At 62.3% G+C, this 22,995-nt stretch carries 21 protein-coding genes; 10 read left to right on the forward strand and 11 right to left on the reverse strand.

The annotated features are described in order from the left end of the window. Positions 1-154 precede the first annotated feature (154 nt). The 3 genes from CXQ81_RS04590 to CXQ81_RS04600 all read left to right on the forward strand — a co-directional run bounded on the left by CXQ81_RS04590 (position 155) and on the right by CXQ81_RS04600 (position 1,886). A complete protein-coding gene (locus tag CXQ81_RS04590) occupies positions 155-430 on the forward strand; it encodes a polyhydroxyalkanoic acid system family protein (RefSeq protein ID WP_101336615.1) in 276 nt (91 codons plus the stop codon). Between the two features lie 207 nt (positions 431-637). Further along, the gene (locus CXQ81_RS04595; RefSeq protein ID WP_007925877.1) at positions 638-1,060 is read left to right on the forward strand and encodes a phasin family protein; all 423 of its coding nucleotides are present in this window, start codon (positions 638-640) and stop codon (positions 1,058-1,060) included. A gap of 10 nt (positions 1,061-1,070) precedes the next feature. Continuing rightward, positions 1,071-1,886: a phasin family protein gene (locus tag CXQ81_RS04600; RefSeq protein WP_101336616.1), complete on the forward strand. Its 816-nt coding sequence runs from the start codon at positions 1,071-1,073 to the stop codon at positions 1,884-1,886. A gap of 75 nt (positions 1,887-1,961) precedes the next feature. On the opposite strand, the gene CXQ81_RS04605 is transcribed toward CXQ81_RS04600, so the two are convergent. The 10 genes from CXQ81_RS04605 to CXQ81_RS04650 all read right to left on the reverse strand — a co-directional run bounded on the left by CXQ81_RS04605 (position 1,962) and on the right by CXQ81_RS04650 (position 14,779). After that, positions 1,962-2,582, reverse strand: coding sequence for a TetR/AcrR family transcriptional regulator (locus CXQ81_RS04605; protein WP_053259349.1), 621 nt, complete (start codon positions 2,580-2,582; stop codon positions 1,962-1,964). 57 nt (positions 2,583-2,639) lie between these two features. Beyond that, positions 2,640-4,322 carry a class II poly(R)-hydroxyalkanoic acid synthase gene (gene phaC / locus CXQ81_RS04610; RefSeq protein WP_101336617.1) on the reverse strand — a complete coding sequence of 561 codons (1,683 nt, stop codon included), beginning with the start codon at positions 4,320-4,322 and terminating at the stop codon, positions 2,640-2,642. A 106-nt stretch (positions 4,323-4,428) separates the two neighbouring features. Further along, positions 4,429-5,286 carry a poly(3-hydroxyalkanoate) depolymerase gene (gene phaZ, locus CXQ81_RS04615; RefSeq protein WP_007925872.1) on the reverse strand — a complete coding sequence of 286 codons (858 nt, stop codon included), beginning with the start codon at positions 5,284-5,286 and terminating at the stop codon, positions 4,429-4,431. Positions 5,287-5,382: 96 nt separating this feature from the next. Beyond that, entirely contained in the window at positions 5,383-7,062 is a 1,680-nt protein-coding gene (phaC, locus tag CXQ81_RS04620; protein ID WP_087089764.1) for a class II poly(R)-hydroxyalkanoic acid synthase, read from the reverse strand. A 258-nt stretch (positions 7,063-7,320) separates the two neighbouring features. Continuing rightward, positions 7,321-7,698: a gamma-butyrobetaine hydroxylase-like domain-containing protein gene (locus tag CXQ81_RS04625; RefSeq protein WP_007925870.1), complete on the reverse strand. Its 378-nt coding sequence runs from the start codon at positions 7,696-7,698 to the stop codon at positions 7,321-7,323. 79 nt (positions 7,699-7,777) lie between these two features. Beyond that, a complete protein-coding gene (hslU, locus tag CXQ81_RS04630) occupies positions 7,778-9,118 on the reverse strand; it encodes an ATP-dependent protease ATPase subunit HslU (RefSeq protein ID WP_007925868.1) in 1,341 nt (446 codons plus the stop codon). A 57-nt stretch (positions 9,119-9,175) separates the two neighbouring features. Further along, positions 9,176-9,706: an ATP-dependent protease subunit HslV gene (gene hslV / locus CXQ81_RS04635; protein ID WP_007925866.1), complete on the reverse strand. Its 531-nt coding sequence runs from the start codon at positions 9,704-9,706 to the stop codon at positions 9,176-9,178. A 200-nt stretch (positions 9,707-9,906) separates the two neighbouring features. Beyond that, positions 9,907-10,626, reverse strand: coding sequence for an SPOR domain-containing protein (locus CXQ81_RS04640; RefSeq protein ID WP_007925864.1), 720 nt, complete (start codon positions 10,624-10,626; stop codon positions 9,907-9,909). A 1-nt stretch (position 10,627) separates the two neighbouring features. After that, entirely contained in the window at positions 10,628-12,364 is a 1,737-nt protein-coding gene (gene argS / locus CXQ81_RS04645) for an arginine--tRNA ligase (protein WP_007925862.1), read from the reverse strand. A 195-nt stretch (positions 12,365-12,559) separates the two neighbouring features. Next, positions 12,560-14,779 (reverse strand): primosomal protein N', encoded by a 2,220-nt coding sequence (locus CXQ81_RS04650; RefSeq protein WP_101336618.1) that lies wholly within the window; start codon positions 14,777-14,779, stop codon positions 12,560-12,562. Positions 14,780-14,948: 169 nt separating this feature from the next. Here CXQ81_RS04650 and rpmE point away from each other — a divergent pair, with 169 nt between their 5' ends. The 3 genes from rpmE to CXQ81_RS04665 all read left to right on the forward strand — a co-directional run bounded on the left by rpmE (position 14,949) and on the right by CXQ81_RS04665 (position 17,444). Further along, positions 14,949-15,167: a 50S ribosomal protein L31 gene (rpmE, locus tag CXQ81_RS04655; RefSeq protein ID WP_007925855.1), complete on the forward strand. Its 219-nt coding sequence runs from the start codon at positions 14,949-14,951 to the stop codon at positions 15,165-15,167. Between the two features lie 41 nt (positions 15,168-15,208). Then, positions 15,209-15,991, forward strand: a complete 783-nt coding sequence (locus tag CXQ81_RS04660; RefSeq protein ID WP_101336619.1) for a thermonuclease family protein — start codon at positions 15,209-15,211, stop codon at positions 15,989-15,991. Between the two features lie 184 nt (positions 15,992-16,175). Beyond that, complete coding sequence (locus tag CXQ81_RS04665) at positions 16,176-17,444, forward strand: malic enzyme-like NAD(P)-binding protein (protein ID WP_062823907.1); 1,269 nt, start codon at positions 16,176-16,178, stop codon at positions 17,442-17,444. Between the two features lie 135 nt (positions 17,445-17,579). On the opposite strand, the gene CXQ81_RS04670 is transcribed toward CXQ81_RS04665, so the two are convergent. Further along, positions 17,580-20,015 carry a penicillin-binding protein 1A gene (locus tag CXQ81_RS04670; protein ID WP_172963018.1) on the reverse strand — a complete coding sequence of 812 codons (2,436 nt, stop codon included), beginning with the start codon at positions 20,013-20,015 and terminating at the stop codon, positions 17,580-17,582. A gap of 216 nt (positions 20,016-20,231) precedes the next feature. Between CXQ81_RS04670 and CXQ81_RS04675 the strand changes: the two genes are divergently transcribed. Genes CXQ81_RS04675 through CXQ81_RS04690 form a run of 4 tightly spaced genes read left to right on the forward strand, consistent with a single transcriptional unit; the run spans position 20,232 to position 22,988 of the window. Continuing rightward, the gene (locus CXQ81_RS04675; protein ID WP_101336620.1) at positions 20,232-21,284 is read left to right on the forward strand and encodes a pilus assembly protein PilM; all 1,053 of its coding nucleotides are present in this window, start codon (positions 20,232-20,234) and stop codon (positions 21,282-21,284) included. Further along, the gene (locus CXQ81_RS04680) at positions 21,284-21,850 is read left to right on the forward strand and encodes a PilN domain-containing protein (RefSeq protein ID WP_101336621.1); all 567 of its coding nucleotides are present in this window, start codon (positions 21,284-21,286) and stop codon (positions 21,848-21,850) included. The genes CXQ81_RS04675 and CXQ81_RS04680 overlap by 1 nt, the downstream gene beginning before the upstream one ends. Next, positions 21,847-22,464 (forward strand): type 4a pilus biogenesis protein PilO, encoded by a 618-nt coding sequence (locus CXQ81_RS04685; RefSeq protein ID WP_007925847.1) that lies wholly within the window; start codon positions 21,847-21,849, stop codon positions 22,462-22,464. Before CXQ81_RS04680 ends, CXQ81_RS04685 begins: the two co-directional genes overlap by 4 nt. Then, entirely contained in the window at positions 22,461-22,988 is a 528-nt protein-coding gene (locus CXQ81_RS04690; protein ID WP_101336622.1) for a pilus assembly protein PilP, read from the forward strand. Before CXQ81_RS04685 ends, CXQ81_RS04690 begins: the two co-directional genes overlap by 4 nt. Positions 22,989-22,995 lie beyond the last annotated feature (7 nt).

Consider the following 22,995-nt stretch of genomic DNA (forward strand, 5'->3'; position numbering starts at 1 on the left):
TCGCTGTCACCAAAAGAGAATGCGGGACATTCTAATCCCGGTGGCGGTCTTTGTCTTGGCAAGGCTGAATGTAAGATAGTGAAGCGCCGGGGCGTTTTGACGCAGCGCAGCTCAAGACGCTCAAGGCAAGTCCCGATAAATCAGGAGTCATTCAATGGCCCGTATAAGTGTTGAGCGTGCCCACGGCCTGGGTAAGGAGGCAGCCCGCGAAAAGGCTGACCAGTTGGCGCAGAAACTGGCCGATCAGTATGGCCTGGAGCCGCAGTGGTCGGGCGATACCCTGAACCTCAAGCGTTCGGGGGTCAAAGGTGCGGTGCTGGTGGGCGACGATTCGATCAGGGTCGATGTCGAGCTGGGCCTGTTGATGTCCGCCATGAGCGGCATGATCAAGTCGGAAATTGAAAAGGCGCTGGATAAAGCCCTAGTCTGAGGCGCTTTCGCGGAAGTCGGCTTGCCGGCGATTTCGGGTGTTGTCATGACGCCTGGGAAAGCATCGTTGGCGAGCTGGCTTTTCCAATAATCGTCCACTCTTTTATGACATTGGTTAGGGTGCCGATTCTAATTTTTCTCACTACTTTGTGCCTGAGCCCACTTTCCTGCGGGCAGTTCCTCAAACCTTCTGCGCGTGAGGTGCACTATGGCCAAAGTAATTCTGAAGAAAAAAGTTGATGCCGCATCAACCACTCTGAGTGAAGTCAAATCCTATGCCCGCAAGATCTGGCTGGCAGGCCTGGGTGCCTACACCAAGGTTGGCCAAGAGGGCAGCGAGTACTTTCAAGAACTCGTTAAGGCTGGTCAAACTGTTGAAAAGAAAGGCAAAAAAGTTGTGACTGAACAACTTGAGGCCGCCAACAGTCAGATTGATAGTGTGAAGGGGGATGTCACCAGTCTCAGAGGCAAAGTCGAAGTGCAACTGGATAAAGTCGAGAAGGCTTTTGACACGCGCGTCGCAAGTGCCTTGAATCGCATCGGCATTCCGTCTAAACATGACGTTGAGACACTCTCTGCTAAGCTCGATGAGCTGACGGCATTGCTCGAACGTGTCGCGCGTAAACATTAAGGAGAACGGGATGGCTGGTAAAAAGAATACTGAAAAAGAAGGCAGCTCGTGGATCGGGAAGGTCGAAGACTACTCCCGTAAAATCTGGCTTGCTGGTTTAGGCGTGTACTCGAAAATCGACACTGACGGCAGCAAGCTTTTCGAGTCGCTGGTCAAGGATGGCGAGAAAGCCGAGAAGCTCACCAAAAGCGCTGTCGGCAAGACAGTCGACGCCGCCAAGGACTCTGCGAGCTCGGCAAAATCGCGCATCAGTGGCGTCAAGGACCGCGCGCTGGGCAAGTGGGACGAGCTGGAAGGTGCATTCGACAAACGTTTGAACAGTGCCATTTCGCGTCTGGGCGTGCCTAGCCGCAATGAAGTCAAGGCACTGCACAGCAAGGTCGACACCCTGACCAAACAGATCGAAAAACTCACAGGCGCCAAGGTGGCTCCGATCGCGGCCAAGACTGCAGCGGCCAAACCGGCGGCCAAGCCTCTGGCTAAAGCAGCGGCCAAGCCGGCAGCCAAGGCTCCGGCCAAGGCAGCAGCCAAGCCTGCGGCGAAACCGGCAGCCAAAACTGCGGCGGCCAAGCCGGCTGCAAGACCTGCCGCCAAGCCGGTAGCCGCCAAGCCTGCGGCAAAACCAGCGGCCAAGCCCACTGCGAAACCGGTGGCGAAGAAACCAGCAGTGAAGAAACCGGCAGCACCCAAGGCCGCTGCACCGAAGCCTGCGATTGCCGCCAAGCCGGCAGCACCGGTCAGCCCTGCGAACTCCGCAGTGGCGCCAACCCCTGCTGTCACCCCGACTGCTGCGCCAGCACCCGCGACGCCAACCAGTCAGTCCTGAGTTTTTCGGGGCATACAAAAACGCCCGGCCTGCAAAGGTCGGGCGTTTTTGTTCGTGGGGCTCTTGCGGCGCTGGTCAATCGTGTTCGTCGAGGTAACGCAGGGCCATCTGCTCGGTGGCCAGTTTCGCCGGTGGCAACAGGTGCGGCGCCACCAGCATCATGATCTGGTAGACCACCACCCGTACCTCGCCCTCGCGATCGAGAATGCGCTGATAGTCCAGCGAGAACAGCAGGGTCATGGTGATCTGTTCCACCAGTTGCCCCAGCGCCTGGGTATCGCTGACCAGTTGGCCCGAAGCCTTGAGCCTGGCCAGCAGCGAGGCCAGGGTGCGCTTCAGGGCGTTGAGCAGGTTGCGAATTCCCTTGGCCAGCTTCGGCAGGCGTCCGGCCAGGTTGGACAGGTCCTGGAACAGGAAGCGGTAGTGCGCCAGGCGCTCGACGATCAGGTGCAGGAACAGCCAGTAGTCTTCGGGAGCCAGGTGCACATCGGCGGGCGGATCGAGCAGGGGCGCCAGCTCATTCTGAAAGCGCTCGAACAACCCGAGGACCAGCGGCTCCTTGCCGTGAAAGTGGTAGTAGAGGTTGCCGGGGCTGATCCCCATTTCGTTGGCAACTTCCATGGTCGAGACATTGGGTTCGCCCTTGTGATTGAACAGCAGCAGGGCACATTCGAGTATCCGGTCGCGGGTTTTCATCCAGTCTTCTTGGTTGTTCAGTCAGGCCGCGACCCTAGGGCCGCGGCGCGGGGAAATTCAGCGGACGCGCACGTAGGTGCCAGGCGCCGCCTCCATCGGTGGGTAATTCTGGTTACCCAGGGTCATCAGGGTTTCGCGCTGGGCGCCGGAACGCTGCTGGATCCACTCCAGCCATTGCGTCCACCAACTGCCATCGACGTGCTTGGCGTCGTAGTACCAGGCTCGCGGGTCGCTGCTGAGCTTGCCGTTTTCGACGTAGTTGGCCTTGGGGTTGCTCGGCGGGTTGAGGATGCTCTGCACATGCCCGCTGTTGGACAGCACGAAGCGCTTGTCGCCGCCCAGCAGCAGGGTTGAGCGATACACCGCATCCCAAGGGGTGATGTGGTCGTTGATGCCGGCGACGCTGAAGCTGTCGACCGTGACCTTTTGCAGGTCGATTGGCGTGCCGCACACTTCCAGGCCCCCGGGATGACTCATCGGGTTGTGCTTGAAGAAGTCCAGCAGATCGCCATGAAAGGCAGCCGGCAGCCGGGTGTTGTCGTTGTTCCAGTAGAGGATGTCGAATGCCGGCGGCTCTTTGCCCAGCAAGTAGTTGTTGACCCAGTAATTCCAGATCAGGTCGTTGGGCCGCATCCAGGCGAACACCTTGGCCATGTCGCGACCGTCAAGCACGCCGCGTTGATAGGAGCGGCGCTTGGCTGCCTCCAGGGTCTGTTCGTCGGCGAACAGGGTCGCCGGGCTGTCCAGCTGGCTATCCAGCAGGCTGACCAGGTAGGTGGAGCTGGAGACCCGACGCAGTTGTCGCTTGGCTTGCAGGTGGCCTTGCAGGGCGGCAATGGTCAGGCCGCCGGCACAGGCACCCATCAGGTTCACGTCACGACTGCCGGTGATCGCCCGGCAGGCATTCATGGCTTCCTCCACGGCCTCGACATAGCTCGACAGGCCCCATTCACGATGCCGGACATCGGGGTTGCGCCAGCTGATGATGAAGGTCTGCAGGCCGTTTTTCAGGGCGAACTGCACGAAGCTGTTGGTGGGGCTGAGGTCGAAGATATAGAACTTGTTGATCTGCGGCGGCACTATCAGCAAGGGCCGGGCGTACTGTTTTTCGCTCATCGGCTTGTACTGGATCAGTTCCAGCAGCTCGTTGCGAAACACCACCGAACCGGGGGTGGTGGCCAGGCTCCTGCCGACCTCGAAGGCCTGTTTGGTGACCTGGCTGGGCAGGCCGTTGTTATGCAGCAGGTCGTCGACCAGATGACCGATGCCGCGGATCACGCTGTTGCCGCCGGAGTTGAAGATTTCCTTGATCGCCAGCGGATTGAGCAGGGTGTTGGACGGTGCCACCGCATCGTTGAGCAGGTTGAAGGCAAAGTGCGCGCGAGCCCGGTCGTCCGCGCTCATGCCGCTGTCGTCGATCCAGCTTTTGATTTGCTTCTGCCAACTGAGATAGGCCTGCAGGCCGCGTCGGTAAAACGGGTTCAGGCTCCAGGTCGGATCGGAGAACCGGCTGTCCTGGGGGTTGGGTTTGTGCAGTGTTTCGCCCAGTAGTACACGGCCCAATTGGCCACCTAGCGCCAAGGCATGGCGGGCGCTGTGCACCGGGTTGCGCAGGCCATAAGTGGCCACGCTGCGCAGAGTCGACAACAAGTCACGGCCACGCAGGCCGGTGATGGCACTCTGGGCAGTGATGTAGGTGGCGGGCGTGGGCAACGAGCCCGCCGTTGGTTTGTCTCGCATGCTTCAACACTCCTTCGTCAAGCCATCAACAAGCACACCAAGACAAACACCATAGTCGGTCCTGAACCATCCTGCGCGCGACGATCCTGTCGGCAGACGCTTTTTGCTACGTACCGCTGAACGGCGTCGGATGCGGGTGCATCACTGCCCGTTGCCGTTCCTCCTCGAGGAATTTCATGATGATCGGCGCCACGGCCTCGGCCCGGGTAATCAGGAACAGATGCCCGTCGTCGATGATGTGTAGCTGGGCATTGGGAATGCGCCACGCCAGCATGCGCATGTTGATCAGCGGGATCAGCGGGTCGTCGTCGCCGGCCAGCACCAGGGTCGGCTGGTGGATCTTGTGCAGCCAGTGGATGCTGGTCCAGCCGAGGCCGGCGAACAATTGCCAGTAGTAGCCCAGCTTGCCCGCCGAGCGGACCTTGCTGGCATGTTCGGCGGCGAGGTTGGGATCACGGCGGAACGAGCCGCCGTAGATCAGGGGGGCGATGCGGATCACATGGGAGGGCTGGATGTAGCGCCGCGGGCTGGCCATCATCCACAGCACCTTGGGTTTGCCCGGCACCATGAAGGCGCCTGCGGCGGTGGCGGCCAGCACCAGTTTCTTGCAGCGTTCGGGGTAGTCGTAGGCGAACTGCTGGGCCAGTGCCCCGCCCCAGGACACCCCGACCACATTGACCTGCCCATAGTCGAGGTAATCGAGCATGCGCGCGGTCAACTTGGCCAAGCCGGGAAACCGGTAGGGGCGGCTCGGCGTCGAGGAGCCACCCACGCCCGGTACGTCGAAGGCGATGACTTCCAGGTCCGGGTCCAGGGCCTGGACAAATGGAAACACCAGCTCCAGGTTGGCGCCGATACCATTGAAGATCAGCAAGGGTGTCAAGTGAGGCTTGCCTGGGCGTACCGCGGTGCGGATGGTCTGGCCATCCAGGTCGACGGTGCGAAAGATGAACGGTTGAGGCATGCCTTGGCCCTGTTGGTGGAATCGTTGCCTGTAGGGGAGAGTCGCTTGCGCAGCAGCATGCTCGCAAGCGGCCCGATCCTACAGGCTTGCTATCGGCTAACGTTCATGAACATAAGTACCCGGCGCCGCCTCGGCCGCTGGATACGCCTTGTTGCCGAGAATGCTCGGCGTCTTTTTCAGTTTGCCCGAACGCTCCGCCTGCCAGGCCTGCCAGTGCAGCCACCAGGAGTCGGTGTGCTTGGTCGAGTTTTCCTGCCAGACGTCGGCGCTGGCCGGCATCTCTTCGCTGGTCATGTAGCGCGACTTGGGGTTGCCTGGCGGGTTGAGGATGCTCTGGATATGCCCGCTGCTGGAGAGGACGAATTCGACCTTGCCGCCGAACAGCTGGGCCGACTTGTAGCAGGACTTCCACGGGGTGATATGGTCGTTGGTGCCGGCCAGGGAGAAGATGTCGGCGGTGACCTGCTTCAGGTCGATCGGCGTGCCGCACACTTCCAGTGCGTTGGGGCGGATCAGCGGATTGTTTTTGAACATTTCGATCAGGTCGCCGTGGAAGGCCGCGGGCAACCGGGTGGTGTCGTTGTTCCAGAACAGGATGTCGAACACCGGCGGCTCGTTGCCCAGCAGGTAGTTGTTCACCCAGTAGTTCCAGATCAAGTCGTTGGGCCGCATCCAGGCGAAGACCTTGGCCATGTCGCGGCCTTCCAGCACGCCGGCCTGATAGGAGTGACGCTTGGCGGCCTCCAGGGTCTGCTCGTCGACGAACAGCGCCACCTGGGTATCGAGGGTGGTATCGAGCACGCTGACCAGCAGGGTCAGGGCATTGACCTTCTTCTCGCCCAGGGCTGCGTAGTGCCCCAGCAGCGCAGTGCAGGTGATGCCGCCGGAGCAGGCGCCGAGCATGTTCACGTCCTTGCTGCCGGTGATGGCGGTGACCACGTCGACCGCTTCTTTCAGTGCTTCGATGTAGGTCGACAGGCCCCACTCGCGCTGCGCCTTGGTCGGGTTGCGCCAACTGACGATAAAGGTCTGCAAGCCGTTGCGCAGGCAGAAGCGCGCCAGGCTCTTGTCCGGGCTGAGGTCGAAGACATAGAACTTGTTGATCTGTGGCGGCACCACCAGCAGCGGGCGCTCGTGCACCTGTTCGGTCACCGGGCGGTACTGGATCAGTTCCAGCACGTCGTTGCGAAACACCACTGCGCCTTCGCTGGTGCCCAGGTTCTTGCCGATCTCGAAGGCGTCCATGTTGACCTGGCTCGGCATGCCGCCGTTGTGCACGAGGTCCTTGGCCAGATGGGAGAGGCCATCGAGCAGGCTTTTACCGCCGGTTTCGAAGAAGCGTTTGACCGCCGCGGGGTTGGCGGCGGTGTTGGTCGGCGCCATGGCTTCGGTCATCAGGTTGATGACGAAGTGGCCGCGACTGATGTCCTGTTCGGAGAGGTTGCTCTGGCCGATCCAGTCGTGAAGCTCCTTGCGCCACGCCAGGTAGGTTTGCAGATAACGCTTGTACAGTGGGTTCTGGCTCCAGGCCGGATCGTTGAAGCGACGGTCATCGCTCTCCGGCTGCAGCGTCGATTTTCCAAACATCACGTTCTTCAATTCGACGCCGAAATGGGCCACATGTTTGGCGCTGTGCAGCGGTTGTCTGATGGCCTGGGTCAGCACCATACGAGCAGAGGTAAGCAGATCTTTCCGACGTAAACCGATGACCGGATTCAGGCCCAGAGTATTTTCCGAGGCTTGGCGTTTCAGGTCATCGTTATTCTTGTTACTCATCTACGACGCTCCATTGTCCTGAGACGAGTACCGGACCTGCTGTGTAGTCACACAGCAAAGATGCCAGGTACTACTGCTCGGGTGACCGTTGATTCTGCATTACTGCTTTTTTGTTCAGAGAACACTGCAGGGAACTTGCCAGCTCCATTGGTTACCCGAGTTTAATTTTTTTCGCAAGCAGGCCAATCGTTGGCCATGCAGCCCAGCATTCAAACAGATGAATCTAGAAAATGCCCTCTAAAGCTTCAGAGGTCTGATCTAGAGCATCAGCTTGACGATAGACTCATTTGGATCGCGGGACTTTCCGGCTGCTTGAAGTTCGGCAAGATAATCCTTCCACAGATCGTCCTGACGCACCGCCAACTGGTACAGGTAGTCCCAGGTGAACAGGCCGCTGTCATGCCCGTCGTCGAAGGTCAATTTCAGTGCGTACTGACCGGCCGGTTCGACCTTGGTCAGGCCGACGCCGATCTTGCCAAACTGCAGGATGGGTTTGCCGTGGCCCTGGACCTCGGCGGAGGGGGAGTGCACCCGCAGGAATTCGGCGGGCAGGTGATAGACCTCGTCTGGCGCGTAGGTCAGCGTCAGGGTCTTCGAGGCTTTGTGCAGGTTGATGGCGGTGGGAAGTCTGGTCATGGGGGCAGCTTAAAGCTGCAAGCCGCAAGCTACAAGATGACGGCGGTCAACTTGCAGCTTGAAGCTTATGGCTTGCCGCTTAGAGGATGTAGCGGGACAGGTCTTCGTTCTGCGCCAATTCGCCCAGGTGGCTGTTGACGTAGGCGGCGTCGATGCGGATCGGCTCTTCGTTGTGGGCGCTGGCCAGGTCGCCGGCGCTGAACGACACCTCTTCGAGCAAGCGCTCGAGCAGGGTGTGCAGGCGGCGGGCACCGATGTTCTCGGTCTTCTCGTTGACCTGCCAGGCGATCTCCGCCAGGCGCTTGATACCGTCCGCCTGGAACTCGATGACCAAGCCTTCGGTTTTCAGCAGCTCGCGGTATTGCTCGGTCAGGGAGGCGTGAGGCTCGCTGAGAATCCGCTCGAAGTCTTCCGGCGACAGCGCCTTGAGTTCGACGCGGATCGGCAGGCGGCCTTGCAGCTCGGGCACCAGGTCGCTCGGCTTGCTCAGGTGGAACGCGCCGGAAGCGATGAACAGGATGTGGTCGGTCTTGACCATGCCCAGCTTGGTGTTGACGGTGCAGCCTTCGATCAGCGGCAGCAGGTCGCGCTGGACGCCTTCGCGGGATACGTCGACGCCACCGGAGTTACCGCGCTTGGCAACCTTGTCGATTTCGTCGATGAACACGATGCCGTGCTGTTCGACCGCTTCCAGGGCCTTGGCCTTGAGTTCTTCATCGTTGACCAGGCGGCTGGCTTCTTCGTCGCGGATCAGCTTGAGCGCGTCCTTGATCTTGAGCTTGCGGTTCTTGCGCTGGCCCTTGCCCATGTTGGCGAAGAGGCTCTGCAGCTGGTTGGTCATCTCTTCCATGCCCGGTGGCGCGGAAATGTCGACGCCGCTGACTTCAGCCACTTCGATCTCGATTTCCTTGTCGTCCAGCTGGCCTTCGCGCAGGCGCTTGCGGAACAGCTGGCGGGTGTTGGAGTCCTGGGCCGGGGCGGCGTCCTCGTTGCTGAAACCCATGCGCGCCGGCGGCAGCAGGGCATCGAGGATGCGTTCTTCGGCGGCGTCTTCGGCGCGGTGGCGCACGCGGGTCATTTCCTGTTCGCGGAACAGTTTGATCGCGGCATCGGCCAGGTCGCGGATGATCGATTCAACATCGCGGCCGACATAACCGACTTCGGTGAACTTGGTCGCTTCGACCTTGATGAACGGAGCGTTGGCCAGCTTGGCCAGGCGCCGGGCGATCTCGGTCTTGCCGACACCGGTCGGGCCGATCATCAGGATGTTCTTCGGGGTCACTTCGACACGCAGCTCCTCAGGCAGCTGCATGCGGCGCCAGCGGTTACGCAGCGCGATGGCGACGGCGCGCTTGGCATCGTCCTGGCCGATGATATGGCGGTTGAGTTCGTGGACGATTTCGCGGGGAGTCATGGGCATAGTAATTGGCGGTCCTCAAGCAAGAATGAATGCCGTGGCGCGATGGCCGAAACAGGCTTATTCCGCGAGATCCTGCTCCTCAATGGTCTGGGTGTGGTTGGTGAATACGCAGATGTCGCCGGCGATGCCCAAGGCGGTTTCGACGATTTCGCGGGCCGACAGGTCGGTTTTCTTCAGCAGGGCGCTGGCCGCGGCCTGGGCGTAGGCGCCGCCGGAGCCCATGGCGATCAGGCCGTCTTCCGGCTCGACCACGTCACCGTTGCCGGTGATGATCAAGGAGGCGTCCTTGTTGGCGACCGCGAGCATGGCTTCGAGGCGGCTGAGGGAGCGATCGGTACGCCATTCCTTGGCCAGTTCGACGGCGGCGCGTACCAGATGCCCCTGATGCTTTTCAAGCTGGCCTTCGAAGCGTTCGAACAGGGTGAAGGCGTCAGCAGTGGCCCCGGCAAAGCCGGCGATGACCTGGCCGTGATACAAGCGGCGAACTTTTTTCGCGTTGCCTTTCATCACGGTGTTGCCGAGGGAAACCTGGCCGTCGCCGCCCATGACGACTTTGCCGAAGCGGCGGACTGAAACGATGGTGGTCAAGGGGAGAGTCTCCACGCTGCGGGGCGAAAATGCCCTGATGGGAACTCATATGGGGGTGACGCGGGGTTTTTCAACTGCGGCGGGGGTTGTGGGACGAGCGGTATTTCTTGGTGGGAGAGTGGAAGCCGGGGGAGGACGCCATCGCGGGCAAGTCCGCTCCTGCAGGGGATGCGGAGCGGACTTGCTCGCGATCAGCCGCTTTAGCGGCTCTGGCGCTGTTGTAACAGCAGGTTGCTGAAGCCGGCGCCGGCCAATTGCTTCTGCGCGGTGGTCAGCTGTTCGCGGTTGCTGAACGGGCCGACCAGTACGCGGTACCAGGTCTCGTCCTTGACGGTGCCGGACTCGACGGACACCGATTGCCCCAGCAGGATGATCTGCGCGCGGACCTTGTCGGCATCGGTCTGCTTGCGGAACGAACCGGCCTGCAGGAAGAACCTGGTCACCGGCGCGGCCTTCGCCACCTGCGCCACCGGTGGTGCGGGCGGCGGGGTGATGCCGGCCAGGGCCGCCTGGGCTCGTGCGGTATCGATCTTCGCCGCTTCCGCCGGGGTCACCGGGGTGGTCGGAACCACTGGCGCAGTCTGCGGCGTCGGCAGGGTTTTTTCCGGCACGGCTTCCGGCGGCACTATCACCTCCGATTCCGGCAGCAGGGTATAGAAGTCGTACTTCGGCTTCACCGGTTGCTGCGGGCTCGGCGGGGTCTTGTTGGCCTCGGCGATCTTGGTGGTTTTCTGTTGCTCCAGCCGCTCGCGCTTGACGCTGTCACCGCCCTTGCCTGGCTCCAGCTTCATCAGGAACACGATGAAGGCGCCCACGGCCAGGCCGATGGCCATCCACAACCAACCCGGAATCGGTTGCTTCGCAGGAGCTTGGTAACGGCTGGCGCCACGCTTGGGTGCAGGTTTTTTCTTGGCAGCCAACTTACATTTGCTCCAGAACTTTCAGGCCCAGCAATTCCAGACCTTGCTTGAGGGTACGACGGGTCAGCTCGGTGAGGCGCAAGCGGCTCTGCATCTGCGTCGGCGATTCGGCACTGAGGATCGGGCAGTTCTCGTAGAAGCTGGAGAACAGCCCGGCCACGTCGTACAGGTAGGTGCACAGGATATGCGGTGTACCCTTGTCGGCCACGCCGTTCAGCACTTCGCCGAACTGCGCCAGCTTGGCCGCCAGCTCCAGCTCATGGGCGGCTTCGAGGGTGATCTGCCCCTGCACTTCGCTGAAGTCCTTGCCCAGCTTGCGGAACACACCGGCGGCGCGGGTGTAGGCGTACAGCAGGTAAGGCGCGGTGTTGCCTTCGAAGTTCAGCATCAGGTCGAAGTTGAAGCTGTAGTCGCTGGTGCGGTGCTTGGACAGGTCGGCGTATTTCACCGAGTCGATGCCCACCACCTTGGCGATGTTGCGCAGATCGGCCTCGGCCAGCTCCGGGTTCTTTTCCTTGACCAGGCTGTAGGCGCGCTCTTCGGCTTCGGTCAGCAGGTCGATCAGCTTCACGGTGCCGCCGTCGCGGGTCTTGAACGGACGGCCGTCGGCGCCGTTCATGGTGCCGAAGCCCATGTGCTCCATGTCCATCGGGTGGGTCACGAAGCCGGCCTTGCGGGCCACCGCGAACACTTGCTGGAAGTGCAGGGCCTGGCGCTGGTCGACGAAGTACAGTGCGCGGTCGGCCTTGAGCTTGCCGCTGCGGTAGCGCACGGCGGCCAGGTCGGTGGTGGCGTACAGGTAGCCGCCGTCGGCCTTGACGATGATCACCGGCAGCGGCTCGCCTTCGGCGTTCTTGAACTCGTCGAGGAACACGCACTGGGCGCCGTTGCTCTCGACCAGCATGCCCTTGGCCTTGAGGTCGTTGACCACGTTGATCAGGTCGTCGTTGTAGGCGCTTTCGCCCATCACGTCGGCCATGGTCAGTTTGACGTTCAGCAGTTCGTAGATCTTCTGGCAGTGGGACAGGGAGATGTCCTTGAACTTGGTCCACAGTTCCAGGCAGTCCGCGTCACCGGCCTGCAGCTTGACCACCAGGCCGCGGGCACGGTCGGCGAACTCTTCGGATTCGTCGAAGCGCTGCTTGGCGGCGCGGTAGAAGTTTTCCAGGTCCGACAGCTCGTCGCTAGTGATCGGGTTTTCCTGCAGGTAGGCCATCAGCATGCCGAACTGGGTGCCCCAGTCGCCCACGTGGTTCTGGCGGATCACGGTATCGCCGAGGAACTCCAGGACCCGCGCCACGCCGTCGCCAATGATGGTCGAGCGCAGGTGGCCGACGTGCATCTCCTTGGCCAGGTTCGGTGCCGACAGGTCGACCACGGTGCGCTGCAACGCGCCGGCCTTGCGCACGCCGAGGTGGGCGTCGGCCAGGGCGGCATCCAGCCGGGTGGCCAGGGCCTGGGTGTTCTGGAAGAAGTTGATGAAGCCGGGGCCAGCGATCTCGGCCTTGCTGACCTGTTCGTCGGCGGGCAGGGCGGCGATGATCTTTTCCGCCAGGTCGCGTGGTTTCATGCCGGCCGGCTTGGCCAGCATCATGGCGATGTTGCTGGCGAAGTCGCCGTGGGTCTTGTCGCGGGAGTTTTCTACCTGGATCGCCGGCGTCAGGCCTTCTGGCAACACACCTTCGGTGACGAGTTGGGTGATGGCTTGCTGGATGAGCTGGCGAATGGTGTCTTTCATGGTCTTCTCTTTCAACCGCTGGCGCGGCGGCGCTTCGATGCGCAGGTGGAAAAACTGGGCATTATCCGTTGCGAAGACGGGCTTGCCAACTATAGCCGGCTGTGCGGTGGCTGTTCGGGCCTTATCGCGGACAAGTCGGATCGCCGCCCGCTCGCTCCTACAGAGGTGCGCTTGCCTGAGATGGCCGTTCTTCTATCAATACAGGTCCACAGGGTCAACATCCAGCGACCAGCGTACCTGGCGTCCGCTGGGCATCTGTTCCAGCGCCAGCAGCCAGTGACTCAACAGCTTGTGCAGCGGCGCCCGGGCGTTGGCCTGTAACAGCAGTTGCGCGCGATAACGCCCGGCGCGGCGCTCCATGGGCGCCGGTACCGGCCCCAGCAATTCGATACCGCCCAGGTTCATCTCGGCCAGCAAGCGCTCGGCCTCGCCGCAGGCTTCGTCGAGGAAGCCTTCGGCCTGTCCCGGCTTGTGCGCCTCGGCGCGCAGCAGCGCCAGATGGGCGAACGGCGGCAGGCCGGCGGCGCGGCGTTCGCTCAAGGCCTGCTCGGCAAAGGCGAAGTAACCTTGCTCGGTCAGCTGCACCAGCAGCGGGTGGTCGGCCAGGTGGGTCTGGATGATCACCTTGCCTGGCTCTTCGGCCCGCCCGGCCCGCCCGGCGACCTGGACGATCAGCTGCGCCATGCGTTCGCTGGCGCGGAAGTCGCCGGAGAACAGGCCGCCGTCGGCATCGAGGATCGAGACCAGGGTCACCCGCGGGAAGTGGTGCCCCTTGGCGAGCATCTGGGTGCCCACGAGGATGCAGGGCTGGCCCTTCTGGATGGTGGCGAACAACTGGTTCATCGCGTCCTTGCGCGAGGTGCTGTCGCGATCGACCCGCAGCACCGGGTAGTCCGGGAACAGGATTGCCAGCCGCTCCTCGGCGCGCTCGGTGCCGGCGCCGACCGGGCGCAGGTCGACCTTGCCGCATTTCGGGCAATGCCGCGGCACGCGCTCGGAGTGACCGCAGTGGTGGCAGCGCAACTCGCCGTAGCGCTGGTGCACGGTCATCCGCGCGTCGCAGCGTTCGCACTCGGACATCCAGCCGCAGTCGTGGCACAGCAGGGTCGGCGCGAAACCACGGCGATTGAGGAACACCAGCACCTGCTGGCCTGCCGCCAGGGTCTGGCCGATGGCTTGTTGCATGGGGCCGGAAATGCCGCTGTCCAGCGGCCGGCTCTTCACATCCAGGCGCAGGAAGCGCGGCTGCTTGGCGCCACCGGCCCGCTCGTTCAGCCGCAACAGGCCATAACGGCCGGTGTAGGCGTTGTGCAGGCTTTCCATCGACGGGGTGGCGGAGCCCAGCACGATAGGGATGTTTTCCTGGCGGGCGCGGACCAGGGCCAGGTCGCGGGCGTGGTAGCGCAGGCCTTCCTGCTGTTTATAGGAGCCGTCGTGTTCTTCATCGATGATGATCAGCCCGGGGTTCTTCATCGGCGTGAACAGCGCCGAGCGGGTGCCGATAATAATGTCGGCCTCACCGTCGCGGGCTGCCAGCCAGGCATCCAGGCGCTCGCGGTCGTTGACCGCCGAGTGCAGCAGGGCGATGCGGGCGTTGAAACGTTGTTCGAAGCGCGCCAGGGTCTGCGGGCCGAGGTTGATTTCCGGGATCAGCACCAGCGCTTGCTTGCCGGCTTCCAGGGTTTCGCGGATCAGCTGCAGATAGACTTCGGTCTTGCCGCTGCCGGTGACCCCGGCCAGCAGGAAGGCGTGATAGCTGTCGAAGCCGGAGCGGATGGCCTCATAGGCGGCGCGCTGTTCGCTGTTGAGCGGCAGTTCCGGCTGGGCCAGCCAATGTTCGTGGCGTTCGCCCGGAGCGTGCCGGCGGACTTCCACCTGCACCAGATCCTTGGCCAGCAACAGGTCCAGGCTGTCCTTGCTCAGCATCAGCTTGCTCAGTAACTGGTGGGCGACGCCGTGAGGGTGCTGGGCCAGGGTCGCCAGGGCTTCGCGCTGGCGTGGGGCGCGGGCGATGCGTGGGTCGTCGAGACTGGCGCCGGGGCTGACCGACCAGAAGCGTTCTTGCCGGGCCTCGGCCGGCTCGCCCTGGCGCAGCAGGACCGGCAGCGCCCAGCTCAGGGTATCGCCGAGGCTGTGCTGGTAGTACTGCGCGGTCCACAGGCACAGCTTGAACAGCGCGGGCGGCAGCGGCGGGGTGGCGTCCAGCAGGGCCAGTGCCGGTTTGAGTTTATCGACCGGGACTTCGCTGCTGTCCGTGGCCTCGACCAGGATGCCGATCATTTCCCGGCGACCGAATGGCACTCGCAGGCGCATGCCCGGATGCAGCTGGGTGCGCAGTACGCCGGCAGGGGCCCGGTAATCGAACAGGCGGCGCAGGGGGGAGGGCAGGGCGAGGCGCAAAATGGCGTCGGGCACGCGGGGAAATCTCATTGAACGGGCGGTGAAGAAGGCCCGGAGCCTAGCAGACGGTCGGTGCAAGGGACAGCTTGCGTGATCGCAAAGGTCTGGTAGAATCCGCGGCCTAATTACGTGCGGTATTCAACAATAGTGTTGGGTGGCGGCACGCTAGCCTGAGGAAGACACCATGAAAGCCGATATCCATCCAGAATACCCAGCAGTTGCCGTAACCTGCAGCTGCGGCAACAAGTTCGAAACTCGTTCGACCTTCGCTAAGCCGCTGGCGATCGACGTTTGCAACGAATGCCACCCGTTCTACACCGGTAAGCAGAAGACTCTGGATACCGGCGGCCGCGTTCAGAAGTTCGCCGACCGTTTCGGCGCTTTCGGCGCGAAAAAGGCCTAAGGCTGATCGGTCTGGAAAGCTGTTTCAGCTTCTCCTCGCTGATGAAAAAGGCGTCCCTTGCGGGCGCCTTTTTTGTGTCCGCGATTTGGCTCTCCAGCGCCCAGGCGTTCTGCCCGGCGCCGGTCGGGCTGGCCTCTGTGCAGGTCCAGCGGGTGGTCGATGGCGACACCTTGCGTCTCGTCGATGGCCGCAGCGTGCGCATGATCGGCCTCAATGCGCCGGAACTGGGCAAGAAAGGCCGCACCGACGAGCCCTTCGCGGTTGCCGCCCGCCAGCGCCTGCAGGCGCTGGTGAAGGCCAGCAACGGTCGAGTCGGCCTGCTTCCCGGTCGGGAAAGCAGGGATCACTATGGGCGGACCCTGGCCCATGTCTATGGTGCCGACGGCGCCAACCTTGAGGCGCAATTGCTTGCCGAGGGCCTGGGCTACCAGGTGGCGGTCGCGCCGAACGTCGATTTGTTCAACTGCCAGCAAGCCGCCGAGCGTAGCGCCCGGCAGGCCCGGCTGGGGCTGTGGCGGCAATCGTCTGTACTGAAAGCGGATCAGATAAAGGCCTCCGGATTTGCGCTGCTCAGTGGTCGGGTGAGCAAGGTGCAACGCAATCGGGGCGGTGTCTGGATCGAATTGCAGGATTCGGTTGTATTGCGCATTGCACCCAATCTGCTTGGCCAATTCGCTGGCGTGCAGTTGGATCGCCTGCCGGGGCGGCAGATCGAGGCGCGCGGCTGGGTGCTCGACCGTTCACGCAAGGGTGGTTTGAAATCGGGTCAGGCGCGCTGGATGTTGCCGTTGACCCATCCCGGAATGTTCCAGATGGTTCAATAAATAAAAAATTGTAGACATTTTTTATTTCGATTGTGAACAGTCTATCCCTTGTGTTCCGTGGCTCTTGGCCCAAAGTCGTAGCCTGCGGGCCTTGACAGGGGTGACTGGTCAGTCTTGTAGGGACTTTGCGACACGCGTATCCTCGGCGGTCCGTCTGTCCAACAGTAAAAAGCGGAATGCCCACATGTCTGATTTGAAAACTGCCGCTCTCGAATATCACGCCAATCCCCGTCCAGGGAAACTGAGTGTCGAGCTCACCAAGGCCACCGCTACCGCCCGCGACCTGTCGCTGGCCTACAGCCCCGGCGTAGCCGAACCAGTACGCGAAATCGCCCGCGATCCTGAACTGGCCTACAAATACACCGGCAAGGGCAACCTGGTTGCAGTCATTTCCGATGGCACCGCGATTCTCGGCCTGGGTAACCTCGGCCCACTGGCCTCCAAGCCGGTGATGGAAGGCAAGGGCGTGCTGTTCAAGCGCTTCGCCGGCATCGACGTATTCGACATCGAAGTCGACTCCGAAAGCCCGCAAGCCTTCATCGACACCGTCAAGCGCATCTCCATCACTTTCGGTGGCATCAACCTGGAAGACATCAAGGCGCCAGAGTGCTTCGAGATCGAGCGCGCCCTGATCGAGCAGTGCGACATTCCGGTATTCCACGATGACCAGCACGGCACCGCTATCGTGACTGCGGCCGGCATGATCAACGCCCTGGAAATCGCTGGCAAAACCCTGTCGGACGCGAAGATCGTCTGCCTGGGCGCCGGTGCCGCCGCCATCTCCTGCATGAAGCTGCTGGTGAGCATGGGCGCCCAGATCGAAAACATCTTCATGGTCGACCGTACCGGCGTGATCCACTCCGAGCGCGACGACCTGAACCAGTACAAGGCGGTCTTCGCCCACACGACCGACAAGCGCACCCTGGCTGACGCCCTCAAAGGTGCCGACGTGTTCGTTGGCCTGTCCGGCCCGAACCTGCTGAGCGCCGAAGGCTTGAGCTCCATGGCTGCCAACCCGATCGTGTTCGCCTGCTCGAACCCTGATCCGGAAATCGCCCCGGAACTGGCACACGCCACCCGCAACGACGTGATCATGGCCACCGGCCGTTCGGACTACCCGAACCAGGTCAACAACGTGCTGGGCTTCCCGTTCATCTTCCGTGGTGCCCTGGACGTTCGCGCCAAGCGCATCAACGAAGAAATGAAAGTGGCCGCGGCCAACGCCCTGCGCGAACTGGCCAAGCTGCCGGTGCCTCAGGAAGTGTGCGACGCCTACGGCGGCATCAAGCTGGAATTCGGCCGTGAGTACATCATTCCGAAACCAATGGATGCCCGTCTGATCACCGTGATCTCCGATGCCGTGGCCAAGGCCGCGATCGAGACCGGCGTGGCGACCCTGCCGTATCCGAAGAACTACCCGCTCAAAAGCGTGGATGACGTGTTCAACGGCTAAATAGCAGCCCATAAAAAAACCCGGCCTTCGAGCCGGGTTTTTTTATGGGGAAGTTTCAAGCCTCAAGCTGCAAGAGAAAGGCGGCGCCGCTCTGCTCTTTCTTGCCGCTTGAAGCTTGCAGCTTGCGACTGCTCTCTAGAACAGATCGATCGGCGCCGACTCGTCCGCCGGCAGCGGGCTGCCAGGGGCGTAGCCATTGCCCAGTTCGTTGACCGAAGGCGGGGTGTCTTCGCTCTTGAACAGTTCGAAGTAGGCGTTCGGCGTGCCCGGTGTCGCGGCGCGGCCGCTGACCGGATCGACCCGCAGGCTGAGAATGCCTTCCGGCTCGGCCTGGGTATGGGCCGGCTTGTCCTTGAGGGCGGCGCCCATGTAGTTCATCCAGATCGGCAGGGCCACGGTGCCGCCATACTCGCGGCGTCCCAGGCTTTCCGGCTGGTCGAAACCGGTCCAGACCGTGGTCACGTAGTCGGCGTTGTAGCCGGAGAACCAGGCGTCCTTGGATTCGTTGGTGGTCCCGGTCTTGCCGGCCAGGTCGGTGCGGCCCAGGGCTAGGGCGCGTCGCCCGGTGCCGAGCTTGATTACGTCTTCCAGCATGCTGTTGAGGATGTAGGTGGTGCGGCCATCGATGATGCGTTCGGCCACCGCAGGTGCCTGTACAGGGGCCTGGCTCGGGGTTTCGCCAGGGACGTTGTCCACCGTGAAGCCCTGCTGCGCCGGTGCCGCTATCCCGCTGCTGGCCGTGTCGCCAGCCGGTACGCTCGGCGGGTTGGCGGTGAACAGGGTTTCGCCGTTGCGGCTTTCGATCTTGTCGATGATGTACGGCGTGACCTTGTAGCCGCCGTTGGCGAACACGCTCCAGCCGGTGGCGATCTCCATCGGGGTCAGGGTCGCGGTGCCCAGGGCCAGCGACAGGTTGCGCGGCAGGTCCTGTTTGTTGAAGCCGAACTTGCTGATGTAGTCGATGGTGCGGTCCACGCCCAGGCTCTGCAGGAGGCGGATCGAAACCAGGTTGCGCGACTTGTACAGCGCCTCGCGCATGCGGATCGGGCCGAGGAAGGTGTTGGTGTCGTTTTTCGGACGCCAGACCTTGTCCAGGTACTCGTCGACGAACACGATCGGCGCATCGTTCACCAGGCTGGCGGCGGTGTAGCCATTGTCCAGCGCGGCGCTATAGACGAACGGCTTGAAGCTGGAACCGGGTTGGCGCTTGGCCTGCAGCGCCCGGTTGTAGTTGCTCTGCTCGAAGGCGAAGCCGCCCACCAGCGAGCGAATGGCGCCGTTTTGCGGATCGAGGGACACTAGTGCGCCCTGAACGACCGGGATCTGGCGGAACTTGAGCGAGTTGTCTGCCTGGCGCTGCACGCGAATCAGGTCGCCGACCTGGGCGACATCGCTCGGCTGCTTGGGAGCGGCGCCCATGCTGTTGGTGTTCAGGAACGGGCGCGCCCATTTCATGCTGTCCCAACCTACGTGCTCTTCGCCGGTGCGGGTCAGTACCTGCAGGCCGTTCTTGTCGACCTGGGTGACGATCGCCGGTTCCAGGCCGCTGATGCTGCGTTGCTTGGTCAGTTCCTGGGCCCAGGCAGCGTGGGTCTTGCCGGGCAGGCGCGACTCGGGGCCGCGATAGCCATGGCGCTGGTCGTAGGTGATCAGACCTTCATGGACGGCGGTGTTGGCCAGTTCCTGCAGGTCGCTCGGTACCGTGGTGGTGACGCGGAAACCTTCGGTATAGGCGTCGCTGCCGTAACGACCGACCATCTCGGCGCGGGCCATCTCGGCGATGTACGGTGCGTTCACTTCCGGCGTCGGCACGTGATAGCTGGCATTCAGCGGCTCGTTGATCGCCGCGGTGTAGTCCGCCTCGCTGATCTTGCCGAGCTTGTACATCCGCCCGAGGATCCAGTCGCGGCGCTCTTTACTGCGCGCCGGGTTGGCCAGCGGGTTGAAGCGCGACGGTGCCTTGGGCAGGCCGGCGATCATCGCCATCTGCGCCAGGCTGACATCGCGAATCGACTTGCCGTAATACACCTGGGCCGCGGCCTCGATGCCGTAGGCGCGGTTACCCAGGTAGATCTTGTTGACGTACAGCTCGAGGATCTCGTCCTTGGTCAGTTGGCGCTCGATTTGCAGGGCCAGGAGGATCTCGGTGGTCTTGCGCGAGAAGCTGCGTTCGCTGCTCAGGAAGAAGTTCTTTGCCACCTGCATGGTGATGGTGCTGCCGCCGGACTGGATGTGCCCGCTCTTGACCAGCTGGGTCGCGGCACGCATCAGGCTGCTGGGATCGACGCCGTAGTGGTTGGCGAAATTGTCGTCTTCAGCACTTAGTAACGCATTAATGAAGTTGGGGGGAATGTCGGCGAAACGGATTGGAGTGCGGCGCATTTCGCCGAATTCTGCAATCAACTTGCCGTCGCTGCTGTACACCCGCAGGGGAATCTGCAACTGGATACTTCTGAGCGCCTCTACCGACGGTAACCCAGGACTAAGATAGAGAAACGCGCCGGAGAGAGCGAGGAGCAGCCCGCAGAACACAGCGACGATGGACCACCCGAAAAACTTCAGCAGACGAATCAAGGCTTTTGGATTTCCAGAGAAAGGAATGAATTGGGCGTCAGGTATTCACAGTCAGGAATCGGCTCACGCAGCAGATAAATCGCGGAAAAATCGCTGGGCATTATAAGCATTTTTCCGCCAAGGGCGTCATTTGCCCGTCTGTCAAGACGTGGTGATTGAACGCAATGGACATTCCAGAGTCCGTAAGTCACGGATAGTCATAGGGAATTGGTAGTGCTAGGACTCTTCAGTAAAAAGGCGAGTTCCCTTCTGGGGATCGATATCAGCTCCACCTCGGTCAAGCTTCTTGAATTGAGCCGTGTCGGTGGCCGTTTTCGGGTCGAGGCCTATGGCGTGGAGCCGTTGCCGGCCAATGCCGTGGTCGAAAAAAACATCGTCGAGCCTGAAGGGGTCGGGCATGCCCTGTCTCGCCTGCTGGCCAGGGCCCGGCCGGGTGCGAAGCACGCGGCGCTGGCGATGGCCGGCTCGGCGGTGATCAGCAAGGTCATCGAGATGGAGGCCGGGCTGTCCGACGACGATCGGGAAAGCCAGCTCAAGGTCGACGCCGACCAGTACATTCCCTATCCGCTGGACGAGGCCGCCATCGATTTCGACGTCCTCGGCTATTCGGCCCGCAATCCCGAACGCGTCGATGTGCTGTTGGCGGCCTGCCGCAAGGAGCACATCGAAGTTCGCGAGGCGGCGCTCGAGCTCGCCGGGCTGACGGCCCGAGTGGTGGACCTGGAAGTCTGCGCGCTGGAGCGTTCGTTCGCCCTGGCGGCTGGCTCGCCGGCTGCCCGGACCGTGGCGCTGGTCGATATCGGCGCCACCCTGACCACCCTGAGCATCGTGCATGAAGGGCAGATCGTCTATTCCCGTGAGCAGTTGTTCGGCGGACACCAACTGACCGAACACATCCAGCGTCGCTACGGGCTGTCGAAAGAAGAGGCCGGCCTGGCGAAAAAGCAGGGTGGCCTGCCGGACGATTACGCCAGTGAGGTGCTGCAACCTTTTCAGGAGGCGGTTGTGCAACAGGTTTCGCGCTCGTTGCAGTTTTTCCAGGCCTCCGCCCCGCAACACCAGGTCGACTCCATCCTGTTGGCGGGTGGCAGCGCCTCGGTTCCGGGGCTTGTCCCGTTGATCGAGCAGCGCTTGGGCTTGCCTGCGCTGATCGCCAACCCCTTCGCTGGCATGAGCATCGGCGCCAAGGTCGACGCCGCGGCCCTGGTCAGCGAAGCCCCGTCCTTGATGGTCGCCTGCGGGCTGGCCTTGCGGAGTTTCGACTAATGGCGCGGATCAATCTTCTTCCCTGGCGCGAGGCGCGGCGCGAACAGCGGCGTCGCCACTTTTTCCTGGCCCTGGCGGCGGCTGTGGCGGTGGCCCTGGGTGTGTTGTTCGCGGGCGACAGGATCATCGACCGGGCGATCGACAGGCAACTGGCGCGCAACAATCACGTAGGCGCTCAAATCACCTTGCTCGATCAACGGATCGCCAAGATCGGCGAGTTGAAGCTGCATCGCGAGCAACTGGTGGAACGGATGAAGATCATCCAGGACCTGCAAGGCAATCGCTCCACTAGTGCGCGGATGTTCGACCAATTGGCCCGCACCCTGCCGGACGGGGTGTATTTCACCGATGTCAGGATGAGCGGGCAGACTCTTTCCATCACCGGGGCGGCCGAATCGAACCATCGTGTTTCGGACCTGATGCGCAACCTGGACGCCTCGGACTGGTTCGATGCGCCGAGCCTGACAGAGGTCAAGGCCGCCGGGGCGGACAACGCCGACCAGGTCAATGTGTTTCAGCTGACCGTCCATCAGACCCGGCCCGCCCTGGGTGAGGAAGGGCAATGAACCTGTCCGGCGGGTGGGCGCAGATGCGCCGGATCGATCTCGGCGAGCTGGAAATGAGCAACATGGGGGCGTGGCCGGCGCTGGTCAAAGGCGTGGTCGTGGCGCTGGTCATGCTGCTGGTACTGGCCCTCGGCTACAACCTGTACCTCAAGGACCTGTTGCTGCAACTCGACCAGCGCCGGGCGGACGAGGCCGTGCTGAAACAGCAGTTCGCCAGCAAGGCGCGCCTGGTGGCCAACCTCGGGCCTTACACCGAACAGATGAAGGCCATGGAAACCGCCTTTGACCTCATGCTGCGCCAGTTGCCCAGCGATACCGAGGTGCCGGGCCTGCTTGAAGACATCAGCCGCACCGGGCTTGGCAGCGGGCTGGAGTTCGAAGAGATCAAGCTGTTGCCGGAGGTGGTCCAGCCGTTTTACGTCGAATTGCCAATCCAGATCAGGGTTACCGGCGGCTATCACGCACTGGCGACTTTCGTCAGCGGCGTGGCCGGTTTGCCGCGAATCGTCACCCTGCATGATTTCGAGATCAAACCGGTCACGCCGCAGGTCGGTTCGAACCTGCGCATGAACATTCTGGCCAGGACTTACCGCTACAAGGTGCCACGCCCATGAAGCGCGCTCACGGCTTGTTGCTGGTGCTGGCATTTGTCGGGCTGGCTGGTTGTGGCAACGATGACGACTTCAGTGATCTGGATGCCTACATGAACGAGGCGCGCTTGCAGTCGCCCGGCGAGATTGAACCAATGCCGGCATTCGGGTCTTACCCAACGTTCACCTATAACGCCGCACCCTTGCGCAGCCCGTTTCAGCCTGCGGTCAGGGTGGACCTGGCGGCACGTCGGGCAGGCTCGCCTGCGGTCAAGCCGAATCCGAACCGCAGCAAGCAGTATCTCGAGGGCTTCAGCATCGAACAGTTCGAGATGGTGGGCACCCTTTCCAATGCTTCCGGCTTCTTTGCGCTGTTGCGTGGCGCCGGTGGCGTGCATCGGCTGAAGGTCGGCGATTACCTGGGGCGTAACGACGGGCGGATTGTCGCGATCAGCGATTCACAGGTCGAGGTGGTCGAGATTGTTCCCGATGGAGCGGGAGCGTGGCTGGAGCGACCACGGACCATTCCATTAAAAGAACACTCATAGTGGAACT

The sequence above is a fragment of the Pseudomonas sp. 09C 129 genome (assembly GCF_002843625.1).
Taxonomy (GTDB): domain Bacteria; phylum Pseudomonadota; class Gammaproteobacteria; order Pseudomonadales; family Pseudomonadaceae; genus Aquipseudomonas; species Aquipseudomonas chlororaphis.